Origin of the sequence: Corynebacterium pelargi (genome assembly GCF_014635485.1) — a bacterium.
Classification (GTDB): Bacteria; Actinomycetota; Actinomycetes; order Mycobacteriales; family Mycobacteriaceae; genus Corynebacterium; species Corynebacterium pelargi.
Map to the genome: position 1 here is coordinate 43,303 of NZ_BMCX01000005.1, position 25,101 is coordinate 68,403.

At 57.5% G+C, this 25,101-nt stretch carries 24 protein-coding genes; 17 read left to right on the forward strand and 7 right to left on the reverse strand.

Going from position 1 to position 25,101, the window contains the following annotated elements; translation table 11 throughout:
• On the reverse strand, nucleotides 1-210 hold a 210-nt coding region (locus IEU99_RS09905; RefSeq protein ID WP_188358307.1), incomplete at its 3' end, for a hypothetical protein.
• 30 nt (nucleotides 211-240) lie between these two features.
• Here IEU99_RS09905 and IEU99_RS09910 point away from each other — a divergent pair.
• Nucleotides 241-726 (forward strand): arsenate reductase/protein-tyrosine-phosphatase family protein, encoded by a 486-nt coding sequence (locus tag IEU99_RS09910; protein WP_128888991.1) that lies wholly within the window; start codon nucleotides 241-243, stop codon nucleotides 724-726.
• Nucleotides 727-765: 39 nt separating this feature from the next.
• Here the strand turns inward: IEU99_RS09910 and IEU99_RS09915 are convergent, their stop codons facing one another.
• On the reverse strand, nucleotides 766-2,403 hold the full coding sequence (locus tag IEU99_RS09915) for a tyrosine-protein kinase domain-containing protein (RefSeq protein ID WP_128888990.1): 1,638 nt from the start codon (nucleotides 2,401-2,403) through the stop codon (nucleotides 766-768).
• Between the two features lie 895 nt (nucleotides 2,404-3,298).
• On the opposite strand from IEU99_RS09915, the gene IEU99_RS09920 reads away from it, so the two are divergent.
• Genes IEU99_RS09920 through IEU99_RS09945 form a run of 6 tightly spaced genes read left to right on the forward strand, consistent with a single transcriptional unit; the run spans nucleotide 3,299 to nucleotide 11,523 of the window.
• Nucleotides 3,299-4,822 (forward strand): sugar transferase, encoded by a 1,524-nt coding sequence (locus IEU99_RS09920; RefSeq protein ID WP_128888989.1) that lies wholly within the window; start codon nucleotides 3,299-3,301, stop codon nucleotides 4,820-4,822.
• Nucleotides 4,823-4,861: 39 nt separating this feature from the next.
• Nucleotides 4,862-6,415, forward strand: coding sequence for a tyrosine-protein kinase domain-containing protein (locus IEU99_RS09925; RefSeq protein ID WP_128888988.1), 1,554 nt, complete (start codon nucleotides 4,862-4,864; stop codon nucleotides 6,413-6,415).
• A gap of 10 nt (nucleotides 6,416-6,425) precedes the next feature.
• Nucleotides 6,426-7,700 carry a polysaccharide pyruvyl transferase family protein gene (locus IEU99_RS09930; protein ID WP_128888987.1) on the forward strand — a complete coding sequence of 425 codons (1,275 nt, stop codon included), beginning with the start codon at nucleotides 6,426-6,428 and terminating at the stop codon, nucleotides 7,698-7,700.
• On the forward strand, nucleotides 7,693-9,258 hold the full coding sequence (locus tag IEU99_RS09935) for a hypothetical protein (RefSeq protein ID WP_128888986.1): 1,566 nt from the start codon (nucleotides 7,693-7,695) through the stop codon (nucleotides 9,256-9,258). Before IEU99_RS09930 ends, IEU99_RS09935 begins: the two co-directional genes overlap by 8 nt.
• 3 nt (nucleotides 9,259-9,261) lie before the next feature.
• Complete coding sequence (locus IEU99_RS09940; RefSeq protein WP_128888985.1) at nucleotides 9,262-10,026, forward strand: WecB/TagA/CpsF family glycosyltransferase; 765 nt, start codon at nucleotides 9,262-9,264, stop codon at nucleotides 10,024-10,026.
• A 48-nt stretch (nucleotides 10,027-10,074) separates the two neighbouring features.
• Nucleotides 10,075-11,523, forward strand: coding sequence for a Coenzyme F420 hydrogenase/dehydrogenase, beta subunit C-terminal domain (locus IEU99_RS09945; protein WP_164931117.1), 1,449 nt, complete (start codon nucleotides 10,075-10,077; stop codon nucleotides 11,521-11,523).
• A gap of 10 nt (nucleotides 11,524-11,533) precedes the next feature.
• Here IEU99_RS09945 and IEU99_RS09950 read toward each other — a convergent pair whose 3' ends face one another.
• Entirely contained in the window at nucleotides 11,534-12,799 is a 1,266-nt protein-coding gene (locus IEU99_RS09950; protein WP_164931116.1) for a hypothetical protein, read from the reverse strand.
• Nucleotides 12,800-12,863: 64 nt separating this feature from the next.
• Here IEU99_RS09950 and IEU99_RS09955 point away from each other — a divergent pair, with 64 nt between their 5' ends.
• From IEU99_RS09955 to IEU99_RS09965, 3 genes are all read left to right on the forward strand, one after another.
• Nucleotides 12,864-13,394: an arsenate reductase/protein-tyrosine-phosphatase family protein gene (locus tag IEU99_RS09955; protein ID WP_164931115.1), complete on the forward strand. Its 531-nt coding sequence runs from the start codon at nucleotides 12,864-12,866 to the stop codon at nucleotides 13,392-13,394.
• A 217-nt stretch (nucleotides 13,395-13,611) separates the two neighbouring features.
• Nucleotides 13,612-14,724, forward strand: a complete 1,113-nt coding sequence (locus IEU99_RS09960; RefSeq protein WP_229718479.1) for an S-(hydroxymethyl)mycothiol dehydrogenase — start codon at nucleotides 13,612-13,614, stop codon at nucleotides 14,722-14,724.
• A complete protein-coding gene (locus tag IEU99_RS09965; protein ID WP_128888980.1) occupies nucleotides 14,721-15,362 on the forward strand; it encodes an MBL fold metallo-hydrolase in 642 nt (213 codons plus the stop codon). Before IEU99_RS09960 ends, IEU99_RS09965 begins: the two co-directional genes overlap by 4 nt.
• A 41-nt stretch (nucleotides 15,363-15,403) precedes the next feature.
• Here IEU99_RS09965 and IEU99_RS09970 read toward each other — a convergent pair whose 3' ends face one another.
• Nucleotides 15,404-16,975, reverse strand: coding sequence for a DUF885 domain-containing protein (locus IEU99_RS09970; RefSeq protein ID WP_128888979.1), 1,572 nt, complete (start codon nucleotides 16,973-16,975; stop codon nucleotides 15,404-15,406).
• 59 nt (nucleotides 16,976-17,034) lie between these two features.
• Here IEU99_RS09970 and IEU99_RS09975 point away from each other — a divergent pair, with 59 nt between their 5' ends.
• Nucleotides 17,035-18,333, forward strand: a complete 1,299-nt coding sequence (locus IEU99_RS09975; RefSeq protein ID WP_128888978.1) for an ATP-binding protein — start codon at nucleotides 17,035-17,037, stop codon at nucleotides 18,331-18,333.
• A gap of 20 nt (nucleotides 18,334-18,353) precedes the next feature.
• On the opposite strand, the gene IEU99_RS09980 is transcribed toward IEU99_RS09975, so the two are convergent.
• Entirely contained in the window at nucleotides 18,354-19,010 is a 657-nt protein-coding gene (locus IEU99_RS09980) for an 8-oxoguanine DNA glycosylase OGG fold protein (protein ID WP_128888977.1), read from the reverse strand.
• 164 nt (nucleotides 19,011-19,174) lie between these two features.
• Between IEU99_RS09980 and IEU99_RS09985 the strand changes: the two genes are divergently transcribed.
• From IEU99_RS09985 to IEU99_RS10000, 4 genes are read left to right on the forward strand one after another with little or no spacing between them, the layout of a single operon-like run.
• Nucleotides 19,175-19,903 (forward strand): amino acid ABC transporter ATP-binding protein, encoded by a 729-nt coding sequence (locus IEU99_RS09985; RefSeq protein WP_164931209.1) that lies wholly within the window; start codon nucleotides 19,175-19,177, stop codon nucleotides 19,901-19,903.
• A gap of 21 nt (nucleotides 19,904-19,924) precedes the next feature.
• Nucleotides 19,925-20,803 carry a glutamate ABC transporter substrate-binding protein gene (locus IEU99_RS09990; protein ID WP_128888975.1) on the forward strand — a complete coding sequence of 293 codons (879 nt, stop codon included), beginning with the start codon at nucleotides 19,925-19,927 and terminating at the stop codon, nucleotides 20,801-20,803.
• A gap of 15 nt (nucleotides 20,804-20,818) precedes the next feature.
• A complete protein-coding gene (locus IEU99_RS09995) occupies nucleotides 20,819-21,505 on the forward strand; it encodes an amino acid ABC transporter permease (protein WP_123959077.1) in 687 nt (228 codons plus the stop codon).
• Complete coding sequence (locus IEU99_RS10000) at nucleotides 21,505-22,443, forward strand: amino acid ABC transporter permease (protein ID WP_128888974.1); 939 nt, start codon at nucleotides 21,505-21,507, stop codon at nucleotides 22,441-22,443. Before IEU99_RS09995 ends, IEU99_RS10000 begins: the two co-directional genes overlap by 1 nt.
• 65 nt (nucleotides 22,444-22,508) lie before the next feature.
• Here IEU99_RS10000 and IEU99_RS10005 read toward each other — a convergent pair whose 3' ends face one another.
• Nucleotides 22,509-22,724, reverse strand: coding sequence for a hypothetical protein (locus tag IEU99_RS10005; RefSeq protein ID WP_128888973.1), 216 nt, complete (start codon nucleotides 22,722-22,724; stop codon nucleotides 22,509-22,511).
• 192 nt (nucleotides 22,725-22,916) lie between these two features.
• On the opposite strand from IEU99_RS10005, the gene IEU99_RS10010 reads away from it, so the two are divergent.
• Both IEU99_RS10010 and IEU99_RS10015 read left to right on the forward strand, forming a co-directional pair.
• Nucleotides 22,917-24,044 (forward strand): CE1758 family FMN-dependent luciferase-like monooxygenase, encoded by a 1,128-nt coding sequence (locus IEU99_RS10010; RefSeq protein WP_128888972.1) that lies wholly within the window; start codon nucleotides 22,917-22,919, stop codon nucleotides 24,042-24,044.
• Nucleotides 24,041-24,598, forward strand: coding sequence for a CE1759 family FMN reductase (locus IEU99_RS10015; RefSeq protein WP_128888971.1), 558 nt, complete (start codon nucleotides 24,041-24,043; stop codon nucleotides 24,596-24,598). The genes IEU99_RS10010 and IEU99_RS10015 overlap by 4 nt, the downstream gene beginning before the upstream one ends.
• Here IEU99_RS10015 and IEU99_RS10020 read toward each other — a convergent pair.
• Nucleotides 24,567-24,863 carry a hypothetical protein gene (locus IEU99_RS10020; protein ID WP_128888970.1) on the reverse strand — a complete coding sequence of 99 codons (297 nt, stop codon included), beginning with the start codon at nucleotides 24,861-24,863 and terminating at the stop codon, nucleotides 24,567-24,569. The genes IEU99_RS10015 and IEU99_RS10020 overlap by 32 nt on opposite strands.
• Nucleotides 24,864-25,101: the final 238 nt, after the last annotated feature.

Sequence of the window (25,101 nt, forward strand, 5' to 3'; positions counted from 1 at the left end):
TTGTTCCCCACTACCGCGGCGGTACACCCCGAACGCCAAGCCACAAACCGCGTGCCCAATCATGATCGCTGCCACGATCACCGGCCAATAGGAATGGCCAAGTTTGATCGTGACTGGCTCAAAGTCGAGCCGAAGCCAGATGGCCGAAATCAGCGCTGGCATCCACATGCACACATCCAATAGCATGCGGCGCCATGCGAATGTATTCATCGACGATTCCTCCCAACGTAGACTTGGCTCATGTCCTCAGTGCTTTTTATTTGTACGGCTAATATCTGCCGTTCACCTCTGGCCGAGGCTTTGTGGCAAGCCAGAGGCTTTGAAGCCTCTAGTGCCGGTATAGCTGCCCTCAACGGGACACCCATGCACGAATTTTCGGCCTTGGTACTCAAAGAGCAGGGCATCGTTGCACAAGACTTTTCTTCAACGTTGGTTACACCAGTCGAGATTACTAATGCTTCTGTGGTGTTGTGCATGGAAGCAACACAACGCTCGAAAGTGCTAGCAATGTCACCGGCATCGGTATCCAAGACCTTTACCTTGGGCGAGTATGCAGCGATCCTCCAAGACCATCCTGGGATCAGCACCCGAGAAGCGCACCGAAAACGTCGGGGATACCAAGCGCCAGATATTGCAGACCCCATCGGTGGCACGGTGGAAGATTTCCGTGCCTGCGCTACAAGCATTAGTGCTCTACTCGACATCATTGAAGCTCACGCCACCTAGGATCTTCCGCCACAGCTTTTAAGGCCGTGGGCCTTGCTGTTATCTACCCTCAGCATTGTTGCCAGCCCCAGGTTCATGCTGAGGTTTCGGTGCTTGTTCAGCAACAACAGGCGGGAATTCGTGGGTGTCAGGGTGGTGATCAGGCTGTGGCTTTTCAGTAGCAACTGCAGCGACTGCTTCGCTTTGGGGTGCCTCTGGAAGCACCTTGTTTTGAGCAACAGCAGCTTTAGTGGCATCCGTTGAATTGGATTTCTTGGTATTGCCGTAGCCATAGCCGTAGCCGTATTTGCCATACCCCGAGCCGCCACCGCTGCGCACGCTGTTCACGATGACACCGGAGGGGGTGACATTTGCGATGGAGAGGTTTTCCAGGGTGCGGGCAAGAGCGGTACGGGTCACCACATTGACGCGAGCGACCAGCACCACGGCGTCTGCCGCCGGCGCCAGCACCACGGCGTCGGTGACGGCATCGACCGGTGGGGTGTCGATGATGGTGATGTCATAGTGCTCGCGAGCCCATTCCAGCAGCGCTTGCATTCGCTTGCTCGATAGAAGCTCGGAGGGATTCGGGGGCGTTGGACCCGATGGGATCACGTCGGGCTCCATGGCGCCACCAGAGAAAATCACATCTTCAAACTCGATTTGGCCCGCGAGGACGTTTGATAAACCGACGTCTTCCGGCACTTCGAAAGCAGCACCGATCTTGGGCGAGCGTAGATCGGCGCCGATAACCAAGACTCGGCTTCCCGCCTCTGAGTAAGCACGTGCGATATTGGCAGACACAAAGGTTTTGCCCTCGCTTGGCAGCGCAGAGGTAATGAGGAATACTCGCGATTCTTGATCGCCTCCCACGAAGCTCATGGATGTGCGGGCTGCGCGCAGCGCCTCAGCGGAAGCAGAGTGGCCGGAACGGAAGTCCAGCAACACGCCCTTCTTTTCTCCCCTGGATCGGGATTGAGGTACTTCGCCAAGGATCGGAACGCCCGGAGCCAGGGAGATAAGTTCTTCGGGGCGACGCACTCGTCGATCAAGCAGGTCCGCCAGAATGCCCATGAGCAAACCGGCGATGATGCCGACGAAGAGGCCAAGGGCGATCATCTGAGTGCGTGTAGGTGGCACTACTGAGGGGTTCTGGGTGTTATCGGAAACGATCGTTGCGAATGCCTGAGGTCCGGTGCGAAAAGGAATGGTCTTGCCATTCTCATCAAAGACAACGGGCGGGCCTTCAGGTCCCCATTTCGGGGTCTCTAGCTCCTCAATAACCTCCGGATATACCTCCGCGAGCCCCCGAGCTGCCTTCGAGGCAGTCTCTGGGTTCTTGGCGGTGGCGGAGACGTCGAAAAGCACCGTGTTTTTCACCTCAGAGGCATTGACCATGCCCCTTAACTGCCCCAAGGGGATTCCCGTGACTTCCGAGACGCGGTCGAGCACCAAGTTGGAACGAACCAGTTCAACATAGGAGGCGATGCGGGTTTCCGCCGCCAGGTTGTTTTGATAGACGGCGTTGGAAGATGAGGCGTCTCCGGTCATGGTGACGGTGAGCCTCGCGCTGGCCCTGTACTCCTGTTGCCGAAGCGTTCCCCAGCCTCCGACCAGCCCGGCAATAACGACTGCGGTAAGCAGGATGACCCACCATTTACGCCTTAAGGCGCCCGCCAACATTGCCAATTCGCGCATTTCTTGCCTATCTCCTTCGGCGCACCATTTGGTATTGCACGGCTTCCATTGAACAGCACAAAATTTGAGCGTGCGCTGCCTTTATAGTGTCCACGAGCTAAAGCAATAGAGCAAAAGCTTGCAGCGAATTACAGGCCACAGTTTTTGCTTATCCCTCAGGGCAGCAATATCGGAGCTTATTGTGCTGGGGTTTTTCATTAACTCCCCATCTGCGAACTTTCATTAGCGAATGAATCCCACAAGGATTACCCCTATTTGTGTAATTGACAATCGTTGTTAGCAATGCCTTGGGGCGAAATTCCTACAAGAAAAGACCGACTGCCACCACAACGTTGCGCTGAAACAATCTCTGGCAAGGCTCCAGGAACCTAGCGTGGGATTTGGCAGTTCGGATAGGCTCAAATCTTTTTTCTATTGCAAAATATAGTTTTGCTAAATCACAAATAACGCCGGCGCCCACCTGGACAATCTCTAGTAGAATATTGTGCGTAGACCACAGCCAAACATGGTGAGGAATAGACAAACCTAACCGTTTTATATTTTTTATTTCAATGCATAACATGTCTAGCGCTTTAGGTACGTTCAAACCCGACTCGGATATTCATGTTCAGCAAGGAAATCTGGTGCTGCGTTTCGTTCAATAAATCCTCCGTTTTGCGCTCAATACATCGCCCACCAAAAGTGTCGGACATCGGCGCTGCTTAACGGCATAAACTCAGATTTAGTAAACGCTTATCACTAACCAGCGCAATGATATGAGTCACTGATTAGCCAGTGAAACGATTGCTCCAACACGCCGGTGCGGTTAGAATTCAACTTTCGTTACCTAGCCAATCCCTCCGACCGAATACCTCGATAAATCGTTTGCCAACCCTCCGATTAGCGAATAAATTTCATGGCTTCCTCCTCCGCCCAACACGGTCTAGAACCTCGAAACCCTCGACGCTCAGGCGCCAAGCACGCAAAAGCTACAGCGTCACCGCAGGCGATCAGCGTGAAGCTTCGACGCAAGCAACTCAGGACCTTTGTCAGGCTCTTTGACGCCCTTTCCGTCACGATCGCTGTGACGGTCGGCAACCTGGCCCGATTCGGCACCGACCCCTCCTTCGCGGTGGCCGGCAACACCAAGCTCTCCTATTTAGTTATTACGCCAGTCATCATCATCATTTGGCTCATTACGCTGCGGGTGCTCCACACCTCAGATGAGAGAATCCTCGGCATCGGCCCCGATGAGTACTCGAAAGTTTTTAACGCAACATTCATTGTCTTCGGTGTCGTCGCCATCATTAGCGTGCTCACCGAAACCGACCTCTCGCGTGGATACCTCGCCGTCTCTTTCAGCTTGGGTCTGATATTGCTTCTGGCGAACCACTGGTTCTGGCGGCACAAACTGCTCAAGGAATACCGCGAAGGACGCTGCCGCAGGCGCGTCATCGTCGTCGGCGGCAAAGCCACCAGCGATGTGCTCCCACTCCTCGGCCACGGCGCCGGCACCCCATGGAGCATCGTCGGGATTTGCAAAACCGAAAATGTACCACTGGCCCTTTCCGAAGAGATCTCGCCCGATGTTCCCGTAGTGAACTCCTGGAAAGAGGTGTGCCAACTCGTCGAGGCTACCGGCGCCGACACTGTGGCGATCTATGAAACCCAATCCCTCGGCCACACCGGCATGCGCGAATTGACGTGGGAGCTTGAGGCCACGGAAGTCGATCTGCTCGTTTCACCTGGCCTCATCGACGTCTCGGGGCCTCGCATGCACATGCGCCCGGCCGCAGGCGTGCCCTTGATTCACATCGACAAACCCCGTTACGAGGGCGCCAACCGCATCTCGAAGGTGCTGCTCGACCGGATTGGCGCCTTCCTGCTGATCATCCTGTTCTCTCCGGTGCTGCTGCTTTGCGCGCTCGTGGTGAAGCTGACGAGCCGCGGACCTGTCTTCTACGTCTCCGAGAGGATCGGACTGCAGAATGAACCCTTCGGCATGATCAAATTCCGCACGATGGTTCCAGGCGCAGACCGGATGAAAGAGCAGCTCAGCTCTCAAAACGAAAGCGAGGGCGGCGTGCTGTTTAAGATGCGAGAAGATCCCCGCGTCACCAAAGTGGGTCGCTTCCTGCGCCGTTTCAGCCTGGATGAGCTCCCCCAGCTCTTTAATGTGCTCGGTGGCACCATGAGCCTGGTGGGACCGCGCCCGCCCCTGAGAGAGGAAGTGGTTCGCTACGACTCAATGGTTGCTCGCAGAATGCTAGTAAAACCCGGCATGACTGGGCTGTGGCAAGTCTCCGGCCGATCAAATCTTTCCTGGGAGCAGTCCGTCCGGCTCGACCTTTCCTATGTGGAAAACTGGTCACTACTTGGAGACTTGTACATTCTTTGGAACACCGCGCGAGCCGTAATCTCTAAAGAAGGCGCATACTAGTGCCGACCCACATCAACCCTCTATTTTCAAGGCAATAACATGCAAACCGACAAACTCTTTGGCTTTCTTCGGCACCGCTGGCCCGTTCTCCTTATCGCCACGCTCATTGGCGCATTATTGGGCTTCGGGGTCTTCCAATTTCGCACTCCCGAGTACCGCTCATCGGCAACGGTGTATATCTCCACCAATCAGGTTGCGGGAGAAACAACGAACCCCTATCAGGCCAACCTCACCAGCCAACAGATGGCAAAGTCCTATGCCGAGTTGATCACCAACCCGGCAGTGACTGAAAAAGTGGCCAACCGTATGGGCCCAGATATTAGCCAAGAAGATGTAGCCGATAGCCTGAGCGCATCTATTGCACCTAATTCGGTACTGCTTGAAGTCTCCGCTGTGCAAGAAGATGCCTATCAAGCACAGCGCATACTGGAAGATGCACTCAGCGTGTTCCAGGACTTAGTGCGTGAGACTTCCACCCAAGAAGTGCCTGAAACTTACACCGAGGAAGCGAAGGAAGTTCCCACGATCCAAACCTCGGTGATTGCAGCACCAACGATCGCTGCCACCCCGGTAGGCCCCGGCAAGGTTGCCTTCATCATCGCCGGCACCATTGTGGGCCTGTTCATCGGCCTGCTGATCGCTTCGGCCCTCCACCTGGCGGATAGGCGCCTGCGCGATAAGGAAGATCTGGAAGCACTCAGCACCCTTCCGCACCTGGGCTCTATCCCGATGGACAAGTCGCTCAACACGCGCCGTGCACTCGACTTTGCCCAGGGCTACTCCCACACCACTGAAACTTTCAGGACGCTGCGAACAAACCTGCAGTTCTGCGCGATCGACGATCAACCGAAGGTTATCCAGATCACCAGCCCGCTGGCAGGCTCGGGTAAGTCCGTCGTTTCGATCAACCTCGCCACATCGCTGGCAGAATTGGGAGCCTCCGTCTGCCTGGTGGAAGCCGATCTCCGTCGCCCCCGCCTGAGCGAATATCTCCAGGTCGATGCACCGCTTGGCGCAACGGACGTCCTGCTTCACAACATTCCTTTCGCCGATGCCGTAGCCACCCTCGATGGCGGCGTCGACGTGCTCTTGGCAGGCTCTATTCCTCCGAACCCAGCAGAGATCATCGGCTCCAAAGCGCTTAGCAAGCTCATCGCCGAGCTCAAGGAGCACTATGACTTCGTGATCGTCGACTCCACCCCGGTACTGCCCGTAACCGATGCTGCTTTGTTGGCGCGCGTGGTCGACGGAACCGTCGTCGTGGTGAAATGGAACTCCACCACCCGCGAGAACTTCACCGAGTGCATCAAGTCGCTTGAGCAGGTTGGTGCTCACTTGCTCGGCACCGTCATTACCCATACGCGGAGCTCTTCTCGTCCCGGCGCCTATAACCACTACTATTACGCTGGGAAAAACAGCACCACCAGCCAGCAAGTCGCTTTACCCGGCGAGGGTTCGCAGGTGAACGACGCTAAGCCTGAGGTGAACGACGCTCAGCCTGAGGTGGAGGACGCTAAGGTATCCGACGCTGATTCCAACGGGGCGCAAGTACCTCCTGGAGCTCGGGAAGACGAACCTGAGAACGGAAAGTAAGCGCAACGGCATGGCTCATCAACTACACCACCTGCTGTCGAAACTGCCCTCCCCCGTCGTCCGAGTACTGAAATCTGCCCGCAAACAAGGCCTTGAGTACCTCGATTCTGAGCGCTCCTTGCGCAGAGTAGAACAGCGCGATCAGACCTTGTTTGCTCAAGTGTTCAAGCAGCAGCCAAAGCAAGGCGCTGGCACCGTCATTATTGCTTCCACCGGATCGAACAATATTGGCGATCAAGCCATGCTGGAGGCTGCGATCCAGCATGGCCCCAAGCCCGTCACCGTCATCACCCGGAAATCATCGACCTACGTTATCGACGATCCTTCGGTGCGTGTGCGCGAGCTTGGCGACGTAATCTATGGTCGCGGATCCAAGGTCACCGACACCTTGCAGGCATTGGCGGAATGCATCGCAGAGCACAAGTACCTCGCCATCATCGGCGCAGACATTATCGACGGCGGCTACCACCGTGGTTCTGCTTATAGGTTGTGGTCTTTGGCCAAGGCCAGTGCCGAAAACGGCATCGACACCAGAGTCTTTGGTTTTAGCTGGGGAACCTCGATCAGCCCGCTCATTAGTGGCGTTGCTCAACGTGCAGTCGGCGCAGGTGTCAGGGCTTTGTGCAGGGATAGCGTGTCCTGGCAGCGCTTCCAATCTTCTACCGAAGCCAGTGCAACGCTTTCAGCCGACTTGGTCTTCAGCGCCGACCACATTGCCTCTGCACAACCGCAGCGCTTCTTTGAGCAGCCCTACGCCCTACTCAATGTGTCTGGGCTGATCGAATCTCGCCATGGGCTAGTCAAAGAGTATGTGGAAGTATGCCAATACCTCGCCTCAACCGGGCGCCGCATTGTGCTTACGCCACATGTGGCCAATAGTGGCGGCAACGATCACCTCGCCATTGAAGCCCTCGCCTCGCACTTGCAGGCTCGGGGCATCGACTATGCCGTGATCGACACGCTGCTGAGGCCGGCGCAGATTGCCGCCTACGCCAACGCAGCGGATGTGGTGGTCACCGGCAGGATGCACTTGTCCATCATCAGCTTCATCCAATCCACCCCAGCCGTGGTGTTGGGCACTCAAGGCAAAGTCGAAGGCCTGCTCAAGGATCTCGGCCTTGAATTTCTCCTGGTTGAACCAGGTGCATCCATGGGTCAAGCAATCGTGCAATCGCTCAAGCAGCTCGACGCCAACCGCGAGTCGGTCCAGCAGCAGCTTTCGCTTAGCCTCCCCCGGATGCATGAGCGTTCCCTAGGCAACTATGAAGGTTTCGAGTATGCCTGATACGCAGCCCCGAGCGAAGACCGTGGTGAAAGAATTGCCACACGCGCAGCTCAACCGGATCGTCAGCCGCGAGCTGCTTCGTCTGGTAGGCGTGGTGGTTGTCACGCTGTTTCTCTACATCGTCCCCCTCGCCCTGTTCCCGCAGGGCTCCGGCAACGCTGCCACCTTCTACTCGCTGCTGCTGGTTGGCATCGTCACCTTGGCGCTGTCGATCTGGTCTGAATACACGGCCCTGTTGCTGGCTATCACCACGGCCGTTACCCAAAACACCATCCTTGGATTAGTCCACGGCGACGATGGCGCCATTCCGGTTGCAGTCAGCGAGACCAAGTCCATCATCCTGGTCATCCTCGCCGGGGTGATGCTCTTACGCGCCGTCTTTACTACCCGCTTCGGCCGCTATTGGTTCCTTTTGGCCATTGCCTACGCCCTGGGCGTGGTAGCGCTTGCCGCACAGATTGACCAGAGCTTTGCAGCGAATGCAAGGAACTTTATCCTGCCCTTCTTATTGCTGATTGCGATTATCGCCAGCCCCCGAAGCAATCAAGTATTGCTGAAAATCCGCCTCTACCTCATGGCCGTCGGCTTGGCGATCTTCCTTGCAATCGGCTCCATCCTTGAAGCCCAAATCGGTTCACGTTCATGGAAACGCATCATGAATGTGGACACCTTGGCTGGCCTGAATGCGCTTTCAGAACAGACCATGGTCTTTGGTCGATCCGCCCTTCGCGTAGGCGGATTCCTGGTGGAACCAATTAATGCCGGTTATGTAGCAAGCTTCCTGCTGAGCTACCTCTTGCTCGTCTTAATCGACCGCCTTTGGCACCCAAGGCAAGGCCAGTTGTTGGTGATATTCGGCCTCCTTTTGGGCTGCATCGCAGCGCTGAGCACCATCTTCCTTGCAGCCACCAAGAATTCGCTGCTGGTTGTGGCCACCGCTGTGGTGTGTTACTTGCTCATCAGCAAGTGGCCGCAGTCTCCCAGGGTGGCATTCGGCCTCACAATGGCATTCGGCACGGTGTCGACCTTTGTGTACACAGCGACGGTCCAAGGCGCGAGCTATCTTGCAGGCGTGTGGTCCGATCCGATTGGCAGATCGGGTGGCGAGTCTACGAGTATCCACATCGCCGGCCTATTAGAGGGTGTGTACTCATTGGCAGAAGCACCCTTTGGTCATGGGGTGGGTAGCGGAGGCAACTTCTACCGGCTCTACAATCCTGAAATTTCCCGCCATGATTGGCTGAGCACCGGTGCCGAAAGTGCACTCGGCACCTTCGTGTATCAAACCGGCATCATCGGCGTGGTGTTGCTTGGCCTGGTGCTGTATTTCGTCCTGCCGAAGCTGCACCCCATCGGCCTGGCTGTGTTCACCTCCTGGTTTTGTGCCTCACTATTTTCCGAGGCGATTTTCGGCTCGATCGTTGCCATCCCCGCCATTGTGCTAGCGGCTTACCTTCTACCCAACCAGGGCGTGAAAGATGCACAACGTGGGACGTCGAAAAGCCAAGAAGCAACACCATCGGTCCTGCATACAAGGAAACGAGCTGGAAAGGCTTAAACCATGCACATTCCAACCATCTCTGTAGATTCATCCGGACACCATGCCGAGCTTGATGGCCAAACGCTTTTCCGCGGCAGCGTTGAGGATGCGCTCGACACGTTCCTTGGCAAAGCGCCTGCGTGCGCCCAGTTGCTCATCACCCCCAATGTGGATCAGGTCAATCGGCTCATCACGGATGCGCAGTGGCGAGCAACCTTTCGCTCGGGGGATTTTTACCTTATCGACGGAGCCCCTGTCCTCGGGCTACTCAAACTCCTAGGAGCCAAAGGCTTCCACCGGGTCACCGGCGCAGATCTCCTGCCCACGGCTGCAAAACGAGCCACCAAGGAGCACACCATCGTCATCCTCGGCGGCAAGGACGAAGTGCGCGAGGCTGCCATTGAGCAATTAAGGGCGCAAAACCCCGATGCGCGCTTCGAAGGCATCTCCATCCCCTTCCAAGCAACGCCCGAAGCCAACGAAGATATTGCTGAGCAACTAGCTGCACTCGCACCGCAGCTTGTGTTTATCTGCCTCGGCTCGCCAAAACAGGAGCAATGGTTCCAGGCGAATCAAGAACATCTGCCCCCAGCTTTTTATGTGGGCGCCGGCGCCGCCGTGGATTTCGCCGCGGGCGCTGTAAATAGGGCACCGAAGCTCATGCAAAAGCTTGGGCTTGAATGGTTCTACCGACTCCTTCAAGAACCCCGAAGGCTAGCAAAACGCTATCTGGTTGTCGGACCGATGTTCATTCTTGTGGTCATCGCATCCTTGCTTCGCAAATAGCTAGAACACGCCCAAAACTGACTCATAACACACTCATAGGAGATGAGTATGGCCGGATTAACGCTTCCTTTCACCGTGAAGAATGTGCTCGACCGCGACATGTGCATCGGCTGCGGTGGCTGTGCCTTTGCTAACCCGACCCAGGTGAGCATGGGGTTGGATGGTGATGGGCAATACCGGCCAACGATGCCGCAAAAGGCTCAGGACCCCGCCGATACGGTGTGTCCCTTCAGCGATGCCTCCACCGGCATTGATGCCCTGAGCACGAAGCTTTTTGGAACAGACCTCCCGCACGACGATGTGCTGGGCTTTCATCGCAGCGTTGCTGCATGCAAGGTCAATGACGATGGCTACCGCTTCGGTTCTTCTTCAGGCGGAATGGTGTCATTCGTCGCAGCCGAATTGCTCCGCAGGGGCGAAGTCGACGGCGTGATCCACGCCAAGAACCAGCATCAAGGCCAGCTCATCGCCTACGGAGTCTCAGATTCGCTGGAAGAGTTCACCGCCCACCGCAAATCTGCCTACTACCCCGTGGAGTTTTCACAGGCACTGGCTCAAGCCCGCGAGCAGGGCGGCAGGTACGCATTCATCGGCATCCCCTGCCATATTCAAGCACTTCGCCTCCTCCAAGAACAGCAACCGGACCTCCAAGAGCTCGTCCCATTCACCCTGGGTCTGGTGTGCGGGCACATGAAAACCACCGGCTTCGCAGAATTCTTAAGTTGGCAGCTTGGGGTTCCGCCTCGGGATGTGGCCGCCATTGATTTCCGCGTCAAGGCGACCGAGGGCTCTGCCAACCGCTACGCCACCGCGGTGCGCAGCAAGGACGGCAAGCTGAAGAGCAGAAAAACCTTCGAGCTCATTGGAACGAACTGGGGCCACGGCTTCTTCCAACCCAATGCCTGCAATTTCTGCGATGACATTTTTGCCGAAACAGCCGATATCGTCTTCGGCGATGCGTGGCTGCCTCAATTCACCAGCGATCCCCTCGGCCACAACGTGGTGGTGGTTCGCTCCCCGCTGATTCAACAGATCGTGGATGAGGCCACCCAATCAGGCGCGATTTCCACCACCCCTCTCGAAGCTGCAGAGGCAGTGCAGTCCCAGGCCGGCAATGTGCGCCATCGCCGCCGTGGGCTGGAGGTTCGATTGGCAGACGATGTTGCTCAGGGGCTGCCCGTGCCGCAACGACGAGTGCAGCCAAGCTATGAGCACGTCGATGAAGCAAGAGTGTGGTTAATCCGCCAGCGCCGCAAACTCAGCGCCTCCTCGATTGCGCTCTTCCAATCCGCCAAGCGCAACGACGATGTGCGCGGCTTTATTAAGGCAATTGAGCCGCTTGTTCAGGCCTATGACAAAAAGGGAGCGCGGACAAGCGCTGCCCGGATGGCCGCGCGGCTACCGCTTTCCATGCAGTTTCGCATCCGCCGCGCCATTGGCTGGGCCAAGGGTGTCAAGGGTTCGCTGAGCAGCCTCGCTCGGTCCAAACGGGCTTAGATAAACCGGTTTAGGCTGCCTCCGCGGGCTCTGCTGCGACGAGTTTGCGGATGGCTCCCCAGTACAACAGTGCCGTGACTGTTCTACTGAGCAGGCGAGCCAGGAGCATGCCAACGACTCCAAGCACGCTAAAGAGGCTGAAACCCACCACGACCATGATCACAATGGAGACGATGGCTACCGGGATGAAGTAGCGCTGGCCACCAAGCATGACCAGGAAGCGCATGGCGCCGAACACATACGTGATGGGTAAGGCCGCGATGAGCAGCACCGCTGCATATAGCCCGATGTCTTGCACGCCTTGGGGCAGGGAAGTCTGCTCGGAGATCACAAACGCTGCCACCGCTCCGGGGATAGCTAGCACGGCGCAATACATCAGCAGTTTGCGCATATCTCGGTGGAACTGCGCATAGGCACCGCGCAAATTGGCTGCTCCCGAAAGCTTTGCCCAGGCCGCCATCGCGGGCAAGATGCCAAAGGCGTAGGCCGCCTGGATCAAGATATAGGCAATTTTGTCGGCAATTTCGTAGTAGGTGATCGCACCGGTAGGCCCAGAAGAAATGGCGGCTCGTTCTACTAACACCGATGCCTGAGTAATGCCGTTGGAGCTAAATTGCTGGTAGAGCGACCCCGCACCGCTTTGGTGCTCTTGTTGCTGCGAAGGCTGCGCCTCGCTGGCGTCGAATTCAACCACCGTGGCCTGTTGGGCCTTGAACAACACAATGGCGCGCAGCACGTCACCTAGAAGGAAAAACAGTACTGCGGCCGCACCTAGTTGGGGCAGGATCACCACTGCGATGATCACTGCTAGATAGCGAAACCCCTGTGTGCCTAAAGGGATATAGGATTTGCCCGCCACGATCAGCAGTGCCGCTAAGGGGCTGATCACGCAGCTCAAGTACACCGAAAGCGCAATGATGGCCAACCAGACGGCGTCGAGGTTGATAAAGGCACCGCTGATCCTAAACGAGCCGAAGGTAATCACCGCGACTGCGATGACACCAACAGCCGATGGGATGGCCAATTTGGCGAGGGTCTTTTTCAGCGCCTCTGTAGCTTTGATTCCGTGTTGGAGGTATTTGGATAACTCGGCTACTGCAAATGCTTCTGCAGCTTGGGTCACGATCGCGGTGCCCAAAATGCTCATGGACAACAGCAGGATCACACGGTCGGAGGCCTCGCGCCCAAGGACTGCTGCCAGGACAAAAGAAAGCAAGAGCCCCGGACCTAGGCCAAACCCCATGGCGCACAATTGCTTGAACTTTGAGCTGCGCATCTGGTGTGTACCTGCTTTAAATCCAGTCGATCCTTACGGCTTGGCCGTACTGTTTAATGGTCATATGACCTTCTCAATCCTAACTGTCTGCACGGGAAACGTTTGCCGCTCCCCCTACATCCAGTACCGGCTTGCGGGTGAGGCTTTTTCTCGCGGGATTGACGTGGAGGTTCGCAGTGCTGGCACCCATGCCGTCAATGGGAATCCTTATCACGAGTTCACGCTCGATCAATTACAGCTTCGCGGCATTGACGCTCGTGCCGGTAGATCCTCACACCTGGGCGTGCAGCAATTGCGATCCGCCCAATTGATCCTGGTGGCCAGCAGAAGCCACATCACACACATTGCCCGCCTCTACGCCCCAAGCCTCAGGCACACGCTCACGCTGAAACAGGCCGCCTACTTGGGTAGCAAGGATCCGGTCGGCGCATACACCGGCGGCATACAGCAGCAGCTTCCGCCTGGTTTTGAAAGTGACTTAGCTGATCCCATCGGCCAACCGGCAGAGGCCTTTGCTTCGATGGCCAATGATGTTGATGCCCTGATGCCTTCTGTTTTTCGCTTTCTTAGCGCCCAACTGCCCTCGGCTACCTAAGACCAAAGGCGTGAGCAGGATGCCCGGAAGAGCTCAGCGCCCGCAATGCTGCTTGCTATGAATCCTTGAGAGCCGCACGCCTTTGCTGCTTGTTTGCTCAGGTGAATCCCCAGCCCCAAAGCTATTGAAAATGCTTTCTACCAGGCACGTTGCGCCCGGAAGTCAGTACCATGGCGCCTACAACCCTGAAAGCTACGTACAAGATCGAAGGAGCACCGTGGCTGAATACGCACGAGTCCAAGGCATCATCGCTACCGAGGCCAACGCCCCCACTACTTCCACCACCATCTGCATTCCCGAACCAGGCCCGCATGATGTGGTGGTCAAGATCCAAGCCTGCGGTGTATGCCATACCGATCTTGCCTATTGCGAAGGCAATATCAGCGATAATTTCCCCTTCCTGCTCGGCCACGAGGCCGCCGGCGTAGTAGAGGCCACCGGCTCGGCAGTAGAGCACGTCCAAGAAGGCGATTTTGTGGTGCTGAATTGGCGTGCGGTGTGCGGCGAGTGCCGTGCATGCAAGAAGGGCGAGCCGAAGTATTGCTTTGATACCCACAATGCTTCCAAGCCCATGACCTTAGAAGACGGCACTGAGCTTGAGGCAGCACTGGGCATTGGTGCTTTTGCAGAAAAGACCTTGGTGCATGAAAAGCAGTGCACCCGCGTGGATGCCGACGCTGATCCCGGCGCCGTCGGCCTGCTTGGCTGCGGCATTATGGCCGGCCTTGGTGCCGCCGTGAATACCGGCGAAATCAAGCGCGGCGAATCCATTGCCGTGATCGGCGTGGGCGGTGTTGGCATGGCCGCGATTGCAGGTGCAGCCTTAGCCGGTGCCAGCACCATCATCGCTATCGACATCTCCGAGGAGAAGTTGGAAAGGGCCCGGAAGGAATTCGGCGCAACGCACACCATTAATTCCAAGGGTCTAAGCCGCGATGAATTAGTAGCAAAGGTCCAAGACCTCACCGGCGGTGTTGGCGTGGATGTAGCAGTGGATGCGGTGGGCCGCCCCGAAACCTATGAGCAGGCCTTCTATATCCGTGATCTTGCCGGCCGTGTGGTGCTGGTGGGTGTACCTTCGCCCGATATGAAACTCGAATTGCCATTGCTGGATGTCTTTGGCCGCGGTGGCGCTTTGAAGTCTTCTTGGTATGGCGATTGCTTGCCTGAGCGCGACTTCCCCATGTACACCGACCTCTTCCAGCAGGGGCGTTTCCCCTTGGATTCCTTCGTAGATGAGCGCATCGGCTTAGGCGATGTCGATGCCGCCTTTGACACCATGAAGCAAGGCAAGGTCTTGCGATCTGTCGTAGAAATGGAGCAAGCATGAGCACATCTGAATCTGGCCTGCGTATCGACCGCGTCGTCACCCACGGCATCTTCGCCCTCGACGGTGGCGAGTGGGAAGTAGATAACAATATTTGGGTGCTTGGCGACGACCACGACTGCTACATCATCGACGCAGCCCACGATGCCGAGCCGATCATTGAGGCGGTGGGCAATCGCAATGTGCTGGGCGTGTTGTGCTCCCATGCGCATAATGACCACGTCAATGTCGCCCCTGAGCTTGCACGTCACTTTGATACGCGCATCTTCCTGCACCCAGGCGATGCTCCCCTGTGGCAAGAAACCCACCAAGACCTGCCCTTCGAGGAACTTGAGCAGGACTCGGCCTTTGCTATCTCAGGCTCGAAGTTGCAGGTGATCAACACCCCAGGGCACTCCCCCGGTTCTTGCGCCTTCTATCTTCCCGACGCCAAGGTGCTCTTCTCCGGCGACACCCTTTTTGCCGGCGGGCCCGGCGCGACTGGCCGCAAGTACAGCTCCTTTGACACGATCATCGATTCGATCCGTCACAAGCTGCTCACGCTGCCGGGCGAAACCGAGGTCTATACCGGCCACGGTGATGCCACGGAGATTGGCAAGGAGGCACCGCACCTCCAAGAATGGATTGCGCGCGGGCACTAGCCTCACCTGCTAGAAGCACGAGCCCGCACTAGGGAATGCCGCTAGGCCTGGTCTTGGCCTAGCACCGCCTTATGCAGAATGCTCATGGGCACGCTGCCTACCGCCAGGGCCTTGGTGTGGAATTCGCGCAGGCTCATGCCTTGGGCGAGGGCATCATCGCGGAGTTCTTCCCACAGCCTTTGGCCGAGCGCATAGGAGGGTGCTTGGCCGGGCCAGCCCAGGTAGCGCATGAGCTCGAATTGTCTATTGGGCACGTCCATGGAGGAATTGGCAGCCAAAAATTCCCAGGCGTACTCGTAGCTCCACTCGCCGCCATCTGGGTTGGGCAGGCCCAGGTGGAAGCCGATATCCAAGACCACGCGTGCGGCGCGCAGACGTTGGGCGTCGAGAAGCCCCATACGAGTAGCGGGATCTTCATGGAAGCCAAGCTCGGCCATGAGCTGTTCGGCATAGAGCGCCCAGCCTTCACCATGGCCGGAATTCCAGCAGGCGATCCGGCGGAAGGTATTCAGTGGCTGCTGCATGGCGGCGGTGCATTGGAGGTGGTGACCTGGCACGCCCTCGTGATAGACGGTGGTGAGTTCTTGCCAGGTGTGGAATTGCTCCTGGCCTGCAGGAACGGACCACCACATGCGGCCAGGGCGCGAGAAATCCGCGCTCGGCGGGGTGTAGAAGATGCCGCCGGTGCCTGCCGGATCAATGCAGCATTCGAGCTCGCGGGCAGGGCCTTCAATATCGAAGTGCTCACCGGCTAGGGCTGCAAGTGCCTCATCGGATCGTTGTTGCATCCACTGTCGGAGGGCCTCGACGCCATCGATGGTGTAGCGCTGTTCCTCATTTAACCTCGCCATCGCTTCTTCTACGCTGGTGCCCTCGCCATAAAGCTCAGCGGCGATGCGCTCTTGTTCGGCTACAATGGCAGCCAGGCGCTGCTTGCCCCAGGCATAGGCCTCTTCGAGGTCTAGCGATGCCCCGACCCACTGGCGGCTGGCAAGCTCATAGCGTTGCCTTCCCACCGCATCGTCTTGGGTTGTTTTGAGCGTGCCCATCCAGGTGGCGAATTCTTCCAGATAGGCGCTGACCTCTGGGTTTTCTGCGGGCAGCTTGGATGCGAAGGCACGAAGATCCTCCTGTACCCCGGCCACCTGACGAGCAGCAGGCAGCAGGCCGCGCGATTGACCAAGTTCTAGGCTCTGCTGATAGCCCTTGAGTGCCTGAGGAATCTGCGCCACACGCGCAGCGAGTACTTCGCGCTGCTGATCTGTGTCGGCTGGCATCTGAAACAGCGTGTCGCGGATCCACTGCACCGGGCTGGTGATGTTATTGACGTGGCGCAGGTGCTCGCCTGCCTCAAAGGCCTCAAGTTCCACACCGAGGCGATCAATCAGCGTGGTGCGCGTGACCTCGTCTTGGGTGTTTTCGGCCTGGTATTGCAGCGCAAAATCGCGCAGGTTTTGGGCCAGATGCGCCAGTTGTTGGTGGTATTCGGGCGTAAAGGCGTCGATCTGGGTGGCGTTTTCTTGATCCATGCCCCATGCGGTGGCGCTGAGCGGGCTCAGGCGAACCAGTGCGTGGATATAGTCTTCGCAGCGTTGATCTAGTGCAGTGCTCATAGCCTTTCAAGTTACCCTTCGTTCCAGCTCTGAGGTTTAGGCAGTGTTAGAGTTAGAGCATGTCTGTGCGCCACAATCCCTCCCCCATGAGTGCTTCTGCCCAGGCAGCCCGAGTGGTGTCGCAGGGTAAGAAATTCGCCAGCGCAGAATTGCCAAAACTGCGTGAGAGCCAGTGGTTTTCCAAACTCCCAGAAGGCAGCACCGCACGCGATCTTGCCATCACCCTCTTGGCCTTCCACAACGCCGAAGGCGGCACCCTCATCTACTCTGGCGACGAAGAGCTTTATCACGAAGCCTGCCTGCTCATTCACCCAGACTTCCATGCCCACTTCCGCGATTACCCCGATTTCTGCCTGGTCTATGTAGACCCTTGGCACTTCTACCACGAGCTCGCCAGCGGCGAATGCTATGTGCGTGTGGGCACGCGCAATAAGAAGCTGAATATGAACCAGCGCCAGGAGCTGTGCTGGGATCGTGAGGTAGAAGGGTTTACTGCCCGCGCTTTGCAAAACACCGCGCATTTTCGGGTGCTGCTAGACCAAAAGCTCTTGGGAGGATTTCAGCGCGCACTGGGTACTTCCTCGCCGAAAAAGGCGCTGCGTGCACGCGATCTTTTAAGCGTTGAGGGCAATGTGTGCGTGGCCGCTTACTTACTGCTAGCCAAGCGCCCCCAGACGATGTTCCCTTATGCCTATGTAGAGGTCCGTGGTGAACACGAGGTGATTCGTTGCGAAGGTTCCATTCCTGAGCAGATCAAAGCAGCGGCAAAAGCTATAGAGCATCTCGGCACCTCCATTCCCCGTGAGGCCTGGTTGGAGGGCTTACGCAATGCGGTGATTCACCGTTCTTATGCCATGGCAGGCGATCATGTGCGCGTGCGGGTATTTGATAACCGCATTGAAATCACCAGCCCTGGTCGTTTTCCCAATAACACCAATCCGCATACTGTGAGCAGGCTGTTTCGTAATGCCCGCAACCCGCGGGTAGCCAGGGTGTGCGCCGATCTGGGTGTCAGTGAGGCACGTGGTGCGGGGATTCGCAGGATGTGCCAAGCCATGCGCGAGGCAGGTTTTGCGGATCCGCATTATCAGCAATTCACCGAGGCTGTACGGCTGACGCTTTTTAGTGAGACTGCCCCGGCCAAGGCAGTGCCGGATCAGATGGGGGCTACTGCCACAAGGATTGTGCACGAGCTTAAACTTGCCAAGCAGCCCCTGGGCACCGGTCAGCTCACCGCACTTTTGGGCTTGGCGCGGCCGACAGTGCTTCGCCACCTCAATGCCTTGCGCAAACAAGGCCTGGTGCAGTGGCATGGGCGTAACAAGCGCGATCCTCAAGCCACCTGGAGCGTGGGCTAGGCCATGCTCATCCGGCCAAACTAGACAAGCTTGCCCACGGCAAAAAGCTGGTATTCCACCACGTCGAGCGGCAGATCGGGGCGCCAGCGAAGCCGCAGTTGCTCGGCTGCATCCAGGTAGGCCAGGTATTCCGCGGGCGTCCACGAGGCCGTTTTTCTCCACCCCAGCGCCTGGGCCACGCGTGAATCCAGGATGATCGGCGGGCGCACATCGCCCACCTCAGGTGGCGGCGCCACGAAGTGCATGAGCTTGCTAAAAAACGCAGGCCCTAGAAATTTCACGCGATGGCTTCCACTGAGTGCCTCATAAGCACCAAGAGCATCGCCGCGTTGGGCTAAACACAGCCCCGCCCATAAGCGTTCCTCCAGGTCAGGCTGGCGCAGTGGCCGGGCGAGGCGATAGGCGCTCAAGGCACTGGTTCCCGCACCCCAGGCGCAGACGGCCACATAAAAATTGCGCATATCTTCCGGTCCGCTGGCTGCGGCACCAAGGGCAAAAAGATCCTCGCGGCACACCGAACGCTTCGGCGTTTCACCAGCTAGAACAGGCAAGTGTTGTTCTGCCTTGGGCCAATGTTGCGCAAAATAGTGTTCTGGAAGCAAGCGCACCTCAGCCAGACTCGGTGCCCTCTCGGGTGCCCCGAGGCGCTTGAGCACTTGTTCTACATCAACGTCCATCAGAAACCCCGGCAGATTCTATACCTTTTAGTACCTTGGGCGAAGTTATCAGGGGCATCGCGGATGCGTTGGAGGGGCGTCGAAAAGCAAAAAGATCCAAGGCACTTTGTCTGTGAGCGCTCTTACCCTAGGATGCCAGTATGACAGAGAACACATCCACTTCGATGATTTCCCTTCGGGGCGTGAATAAGCACTTTGGCGATTACCACGCGCTGCGCAACATCAACCTGGAAATTCCCTCCCGCCAGGTTGTTGTGCTGCTTGGCCCCTCGGGTTCCGGCAAATCCACCCTCTGCCGCACCATCAACCGCCTTGAAACCATTGATGAAGGCGAAATTCGCATCAACGGCGAACTCCTGCCAGAAGAAGGCAAAGACCTGGCCAAACTTCGCGCCGAGGTGGGCATGGTGTTCCAGCAATTCAACCTGTTTAGCCACATGACCATCCTGGATAACGTCACGCTCGCCCCGATCAAAGTGCGTGGCAAATCCAAAGAAGCCGCACGCAAACGCGCCATGGAACTGCTCGAGCGCGTGGGCATCGCGCAGCAGGCCGAAAAATACCCCGCGCAGCTTTCCGGCGGGCAGCAGCAGCGCGTGGCTATTGCGCGCGCCCTGGCCATGGATCCGAAAGTGATGCTTTTCGACGAACCAACCTCCGCCCTCGACCCCGAGATGATCAATGAGGTGCTTGAGGTGATGGATGATCTAGCCCGCGAGGGCATGACCATGGTGTGTGTGACGCACGAAATGGGCTTTGCCCGCAAGGCAGCCGACCGCATCCTGTTCATGGCCGATGGCGAAATCGTTGAAGACCGCTCGCCCGAAGATTTCTTTAATAACCCCGAATCGGATCGCGCCAAGGACTTCCTGGGCAAGATCCTTGGCCACTAGCAGCCAGGGGAAGGTGAACTTGTGAAACGACTAGCAAAAAGCAGCATCGCCGCAGCGCTGGCGCTAGCCTGCACCGCAGCACTGAGCGCCTGCTCTGATTCCGGGCCGCGCAATCTACTGCAAGATATTGAGGCAGGCCATGTGGTGCTTGGTACCAAATTTGACCAGCCAGGCCTGGGTGCACGCACACCCCAAAAGGAATTTGTGGGTGTAGACCCGGATGTTTCTCGCTTTGTGGTCAGCTACATTGCCAACAAGCACGGCTGGGAAGAACCGGAGATTACCTGGCGCGAGACCCCTTCGGCGCAACGCGAGACGCTGATTAATAACGGCGAAGTAGACATGATTGCCGCTACCTACTCTATTAGCGCATCGCGGCTTCGTGCCGTGGATTTTGCAGGCCCCTACCTGCTCACGCACCAAGCTATTTTGGTGCGCGCCGATGATCCGATCAGCGGCTTAAAAGACATGAATGCCGACACCAAGCTCTGCTCTGTCACCGGCTCTACGCCAGCGCAGAAGATTAAAAAGGCACTGCCTGAGGTGCAGCTTCAAGAATTCGATACCTACTCCGCCTGCGTGGAAGCCCTTGCCCGCGGCAAGGTGGATGCTTTGAGTACCGACGCCACCATCCTGGCCGGCTTTGCCCAGCAATACCCGGGCACCATGAAAGTGATTGAGCTGAAAAATGAGGATGGTTCGTATTGGACCAATGAGAACTATGGCATTGGTATCGCTCAAGGCCAGCCCGAAGCCATTGCGGAAATCAATGAGGCATTAAACGCCCTGCATGATTCTGGCGAGTACGAAAAGATCATTCACAACAACCTCGGCGATGCCATCGACCCAGGTACCAAGCCCAAGATCGGTGATTTGTCCTTCACCGAAGAAAAGAAGTAGGAAGGAGGACATTTCATGAGTGCAGAACTCTGGGCCGATATGGCACCAAATCTGTTGCCGGCTTTTTGGATGACGATCAAACTCACCGTGGCCTCTGCCATTGGTTCGATGATCCTTGGCACCATCTTGACGGCCATGCGCGTCTCCCCCGTAGCAATCTTGCGCACCATCGCCACCATCTACATCGACATCACGCGCAATACCCCGCTGACGTTGATCGTGCTCTTTGCCTCCCTTGGCCTCTATGTGAACCTCAACGTCACCCTCGCACCTGAAGGGCCAAGCTTTACCTCGCAGAACAATTTCCGCCTCGCGGTCTTGGCATTTGTGATCTACACATCGAGCTTCGTGGCAGAGTCCTTGCGTTCCGGTATCAATACCGTGCCCTTTGGCCAGGCAGAAGCCGCACGATCCTTGGGGCTAAGCTTCATGCAAAACTTCCGCCACATCATCTTCCCTCAGGCGCTGCGCGGCGCGATCGTCCCCTTGGGCAATACCTTGATCGCGCTGACTAAGAACACCACCATCGCCTCGGTGATTGGTGTGGCTGAGGCCTCCTTGCTGATGAAGTCCTCAGTGGAAAGCCACGCTGACCAGGTATTTGTGATCTTCGGCGTGATTGCCCTTGGCTTTATCATCCTAACCTTGCCCACTGGCCTGATCTTCGGTGCCGCCGCTCAGCGATTGAAGGTGAAGCGCTAATGAGTACCCGCGCAACAGTTCTCTATGACACTCCAGGCCCTAAAGGCGAACGTTTTAATAAGATCCTCACCGCCCTCACCGTGGTGATGTTGCTGCTGGTTGGTTGGTGGGTGATCTCCACCATGAATGCCAATGGCCAATTCGCAGCAGAGCTGTGGAAGCCATTTAGCACCTCGGATATGTGGACCACCTACCTGCTGCCAGGCCTGCTGGGCACCATCAAAGCAGCAGTGGTCTCGATCCTCTTGGCGCTGCTGATCGGTGGTTTGCTCGGCATCGGGCGTTTAAGCCACAACAAGGCCATCCGCATTCCCTGCGCTGTGATCGTGGAATTCTTCCGCGCCATCCCCGTGCTGATCTTGATGATCTTCGCCTACCAACTCTTTGCCATCTACGGCCTGGTGCCAACCCAGCACCTCGCCTTTGCTGCAGTGGTATTCGGCTTGACCATGTATAACGGCTCGGTGATCGCAGAAATTCTGCGCTCTGGCATCAATGCCTTGCCCAAGGGTCAAAGTGAGGCAGCGATGGCCCTTGGCCTTTCGCGTTCGCAGACGATGATCAAGATCCTCCTGCCGCAGGCCATCGCCTCCATGCTGCCGGCGTTGATTAGCCAGATGGTCATCGCCCTGAAAGACTCCGCCCTGGGCTACCTCATCGGCTATGTCGAGGTCGTGCGCTCTGGCCTGCAGGCCGCCTCCTGGTATCGCAATTACCTTGCGGCGATGGTGGTAGTGGCAATCATCATGATCATCATTAACTTCCTGCTCTCTCGCCTGGCCGAACGCGTGGAAAACCAGCTCCGCGCAGGCCGCGCCCGCAAGAATATTGTGGCCAAGGTTCCTCACCAGCCCGACCAGGGTCTGGCCACCAAGGACGAGGTGAACGTCGACTGGCACGACCCCGCCCACAAGGATCTGCGATCTACCTACGAGTAATTCGCTTTTCGACGCACCAACGCCCTTCCCCACAAACGTGGTTGGAGGGGCGTTGCGCTTGGGGTTTAGCTCTCGGGCTTTTTTGAATTACGAGGCTTGTAGATTTCCCAAAGAACGAACAACAATGTGAAAAGGCCGGAAAGCTCTAGCCATTTTTCTGTCACGTTGGTGTGTTCGTCCAAGAACCCGAGGTAGTTCACGGAAACCCACGAGTACGCATACAAGCCGAGGACGCCGAAGATCCATTTGAGCAACAAACGAATGGCTCGGTTCTGCCTCATGGGATATCTCCTTATACATGTGGGAAATGTGCGCTGAGCCCAACGCGATCAGCTATGTCTTAGGGCATTACAACGCAGCGGTGATTGCGCGCGGAACGCAGTAGAGGAAGGGCAAAGCTACAAGGGGTATTGACAAACTGGCGTCGCAGCGCTAACTTGTTGTCATATCAACAACAACTGGAGGAGCACAGCATGCAATTCGGAATTTTTAGCGTCGGCGACGTCACCAAAAACCCCGTCACCGGGCAAACCCCAAGCGAGCACGAGCGCATTAACGCCATGACGCAGATCGCACTCAAGGCCGAAGAGGTCGGTTTAGACGTATTTGCCACCGGCGAACACCACAACGAACCCTTCGTGCCCTCTTCGCCCACCACGCACCTGGGTTATATCGCCGCAAAGACGAAGAAGCTGCAGCTTTCCACCTCCACCACGCTGATCACCACCAATGATCCGGTGAAGATCGCCGAGGATTACTCCTTCCTGCAACACCTGGCCGATGGCCGCGTGGACCTCATGATGGGCCGCGGCAACTTCGGGCCGGTCTACCCCTGGTTTGGCAAGGACATCACCCAGGGCATCCCACTGGCACTGGAAAACTACGACCTGCTGCGTCGCCTGTGGCGCGAGAAGGACGTGAACTGGCAGGGCAAGTTCCGCACCCCGCTGCAAGGCTTTACCGCTACCCCGCGCCCGCTGGACAACGTCGCCCCCTTCGTCTGGCACGGCTCCATCCGATCGGTGGAAATCGCTGATCAGGCCGCCTTCTACGGCGATGGCTTCTTCCACAACAACATCTTCTGGAACAAAGAGCACACCGCCAAGATGGTGCAGATCTACCGCAAGCGCTTCGAGCAATACGGCCATGGCCAGGCTGATCAGGCCATTGTGGGCCTGGGCGGGCAGACCTTTATCGCTGATACCGAGGCTGAGGCCAAGAAGCAGTTCCGCCCCTTCTTCGATAACGCACCCGTCTACGGCGGCGGCCCCTCCCTGGAGCAGTTCACCGAGATGACTCCGCTGACGGTGGGCACCGTGGAGCAGGTGATCGAGCGCACCATGCAGTTCGCGGATTGGGTTGGCGACTACCAGCGCCAGCTCTTCCTGGTGGACCACGCCGGCCTGCCACTTGAGGTGGTGCTCAACCAGATCGAGATTCTGGGTACCCAGGTCGTGCCGGAGCTTCGCCGCCGCATGGAGGAGCGCCGCCCCGATCACGTGCCTTCCGATCCGCCCACCCACGCAAGCCTGGTGGCCGCACGCGAGGCTGGTGAATCCAACCCTCACTTCCAGATCCACCCGGCACAGCACTCAGCATGAACGCCATCACCATCGTGAGCGCAGGGCTCTCGCAGCCCTCCTCAACCCTGCGTCTCGCCGAAGCCATCGCCGCCCAATTCCCCGGCGAGAAGATCAGCACCGTGGAGATCCGCGAGCTGCTGCCGGATTTGGCCCAGGCGATGGCTGGTCAAGGCCTCACTGCCCCGTTGGAGCAGGCCATTGCCAAGCTTGTCGACGCCCACGCCCTCATCATCGCCACACCCGTGATGAAGGCCAGCTACTCCGGCATGCTGAAGCTATTCTTTGACGTGCTGGACCCAAGCTTGCTGCAGGGCAAGCCCGTGGTACTCGCAGCCACCGGCGGTTCAGGCAGGCACGCGCTCATGCTGGATCATGCAATGCGCCCACTGCTGAACTTCATGCGCGCCACCGTGGTGCCCACCGGAGTGTTCGCCACAGCCGAGGACTTGGCAAGCCTTGGCACCGGCGGGGAGCTGGATACACGAATAGGGCGTGCCGCTGAAGAACTGGGCGCACTAATGCCGATCTGCAGTGCGCGAGCTAGTGCTGAGGTGGTTTCTGCTGGCGCTTAAGCGCTGCGATTGCCTCAGTGATTGATGAGCCCGGGTGAGCTTCGCGATAGCGCTTGACCTCATCCGGGCTCGGATTGTCTCGATAGCGAAGCTGCTCGAGTTCCTTGATTTCCTTAGAGCTAGGCACAGAGCTAAAAAGGTTCCATGCAGCCGGAATAAGTAACACCCCGGCTGCTGCAAGGTGGTGGCCCTGCATCCACAACCACCCAGCGGCGAGCATGCCAAGCACGAAAGCGACGGTGGCGATGATACGGCGTTTGCTCATGCTCTTTCCTTCTCGCGGTGGCTTGTACAGGTTGTGCTGTTCTGCACGCACATGGAGCTGCTGGAGTGTAGGACTCTACGCTCCTCGCATCGCATCCTCTACGCTCTCCACCGAGGAATCAGCTTCTGCCCTGCTTTGGAACGCAGAGCTGGCGATCCTTCCTTTGGGGCTTGGTATGAACGCGAAGTCCGGCAAGGCCATCTTCGCCGCGATCCTCGCCGGACTCTCCCCGATCCTC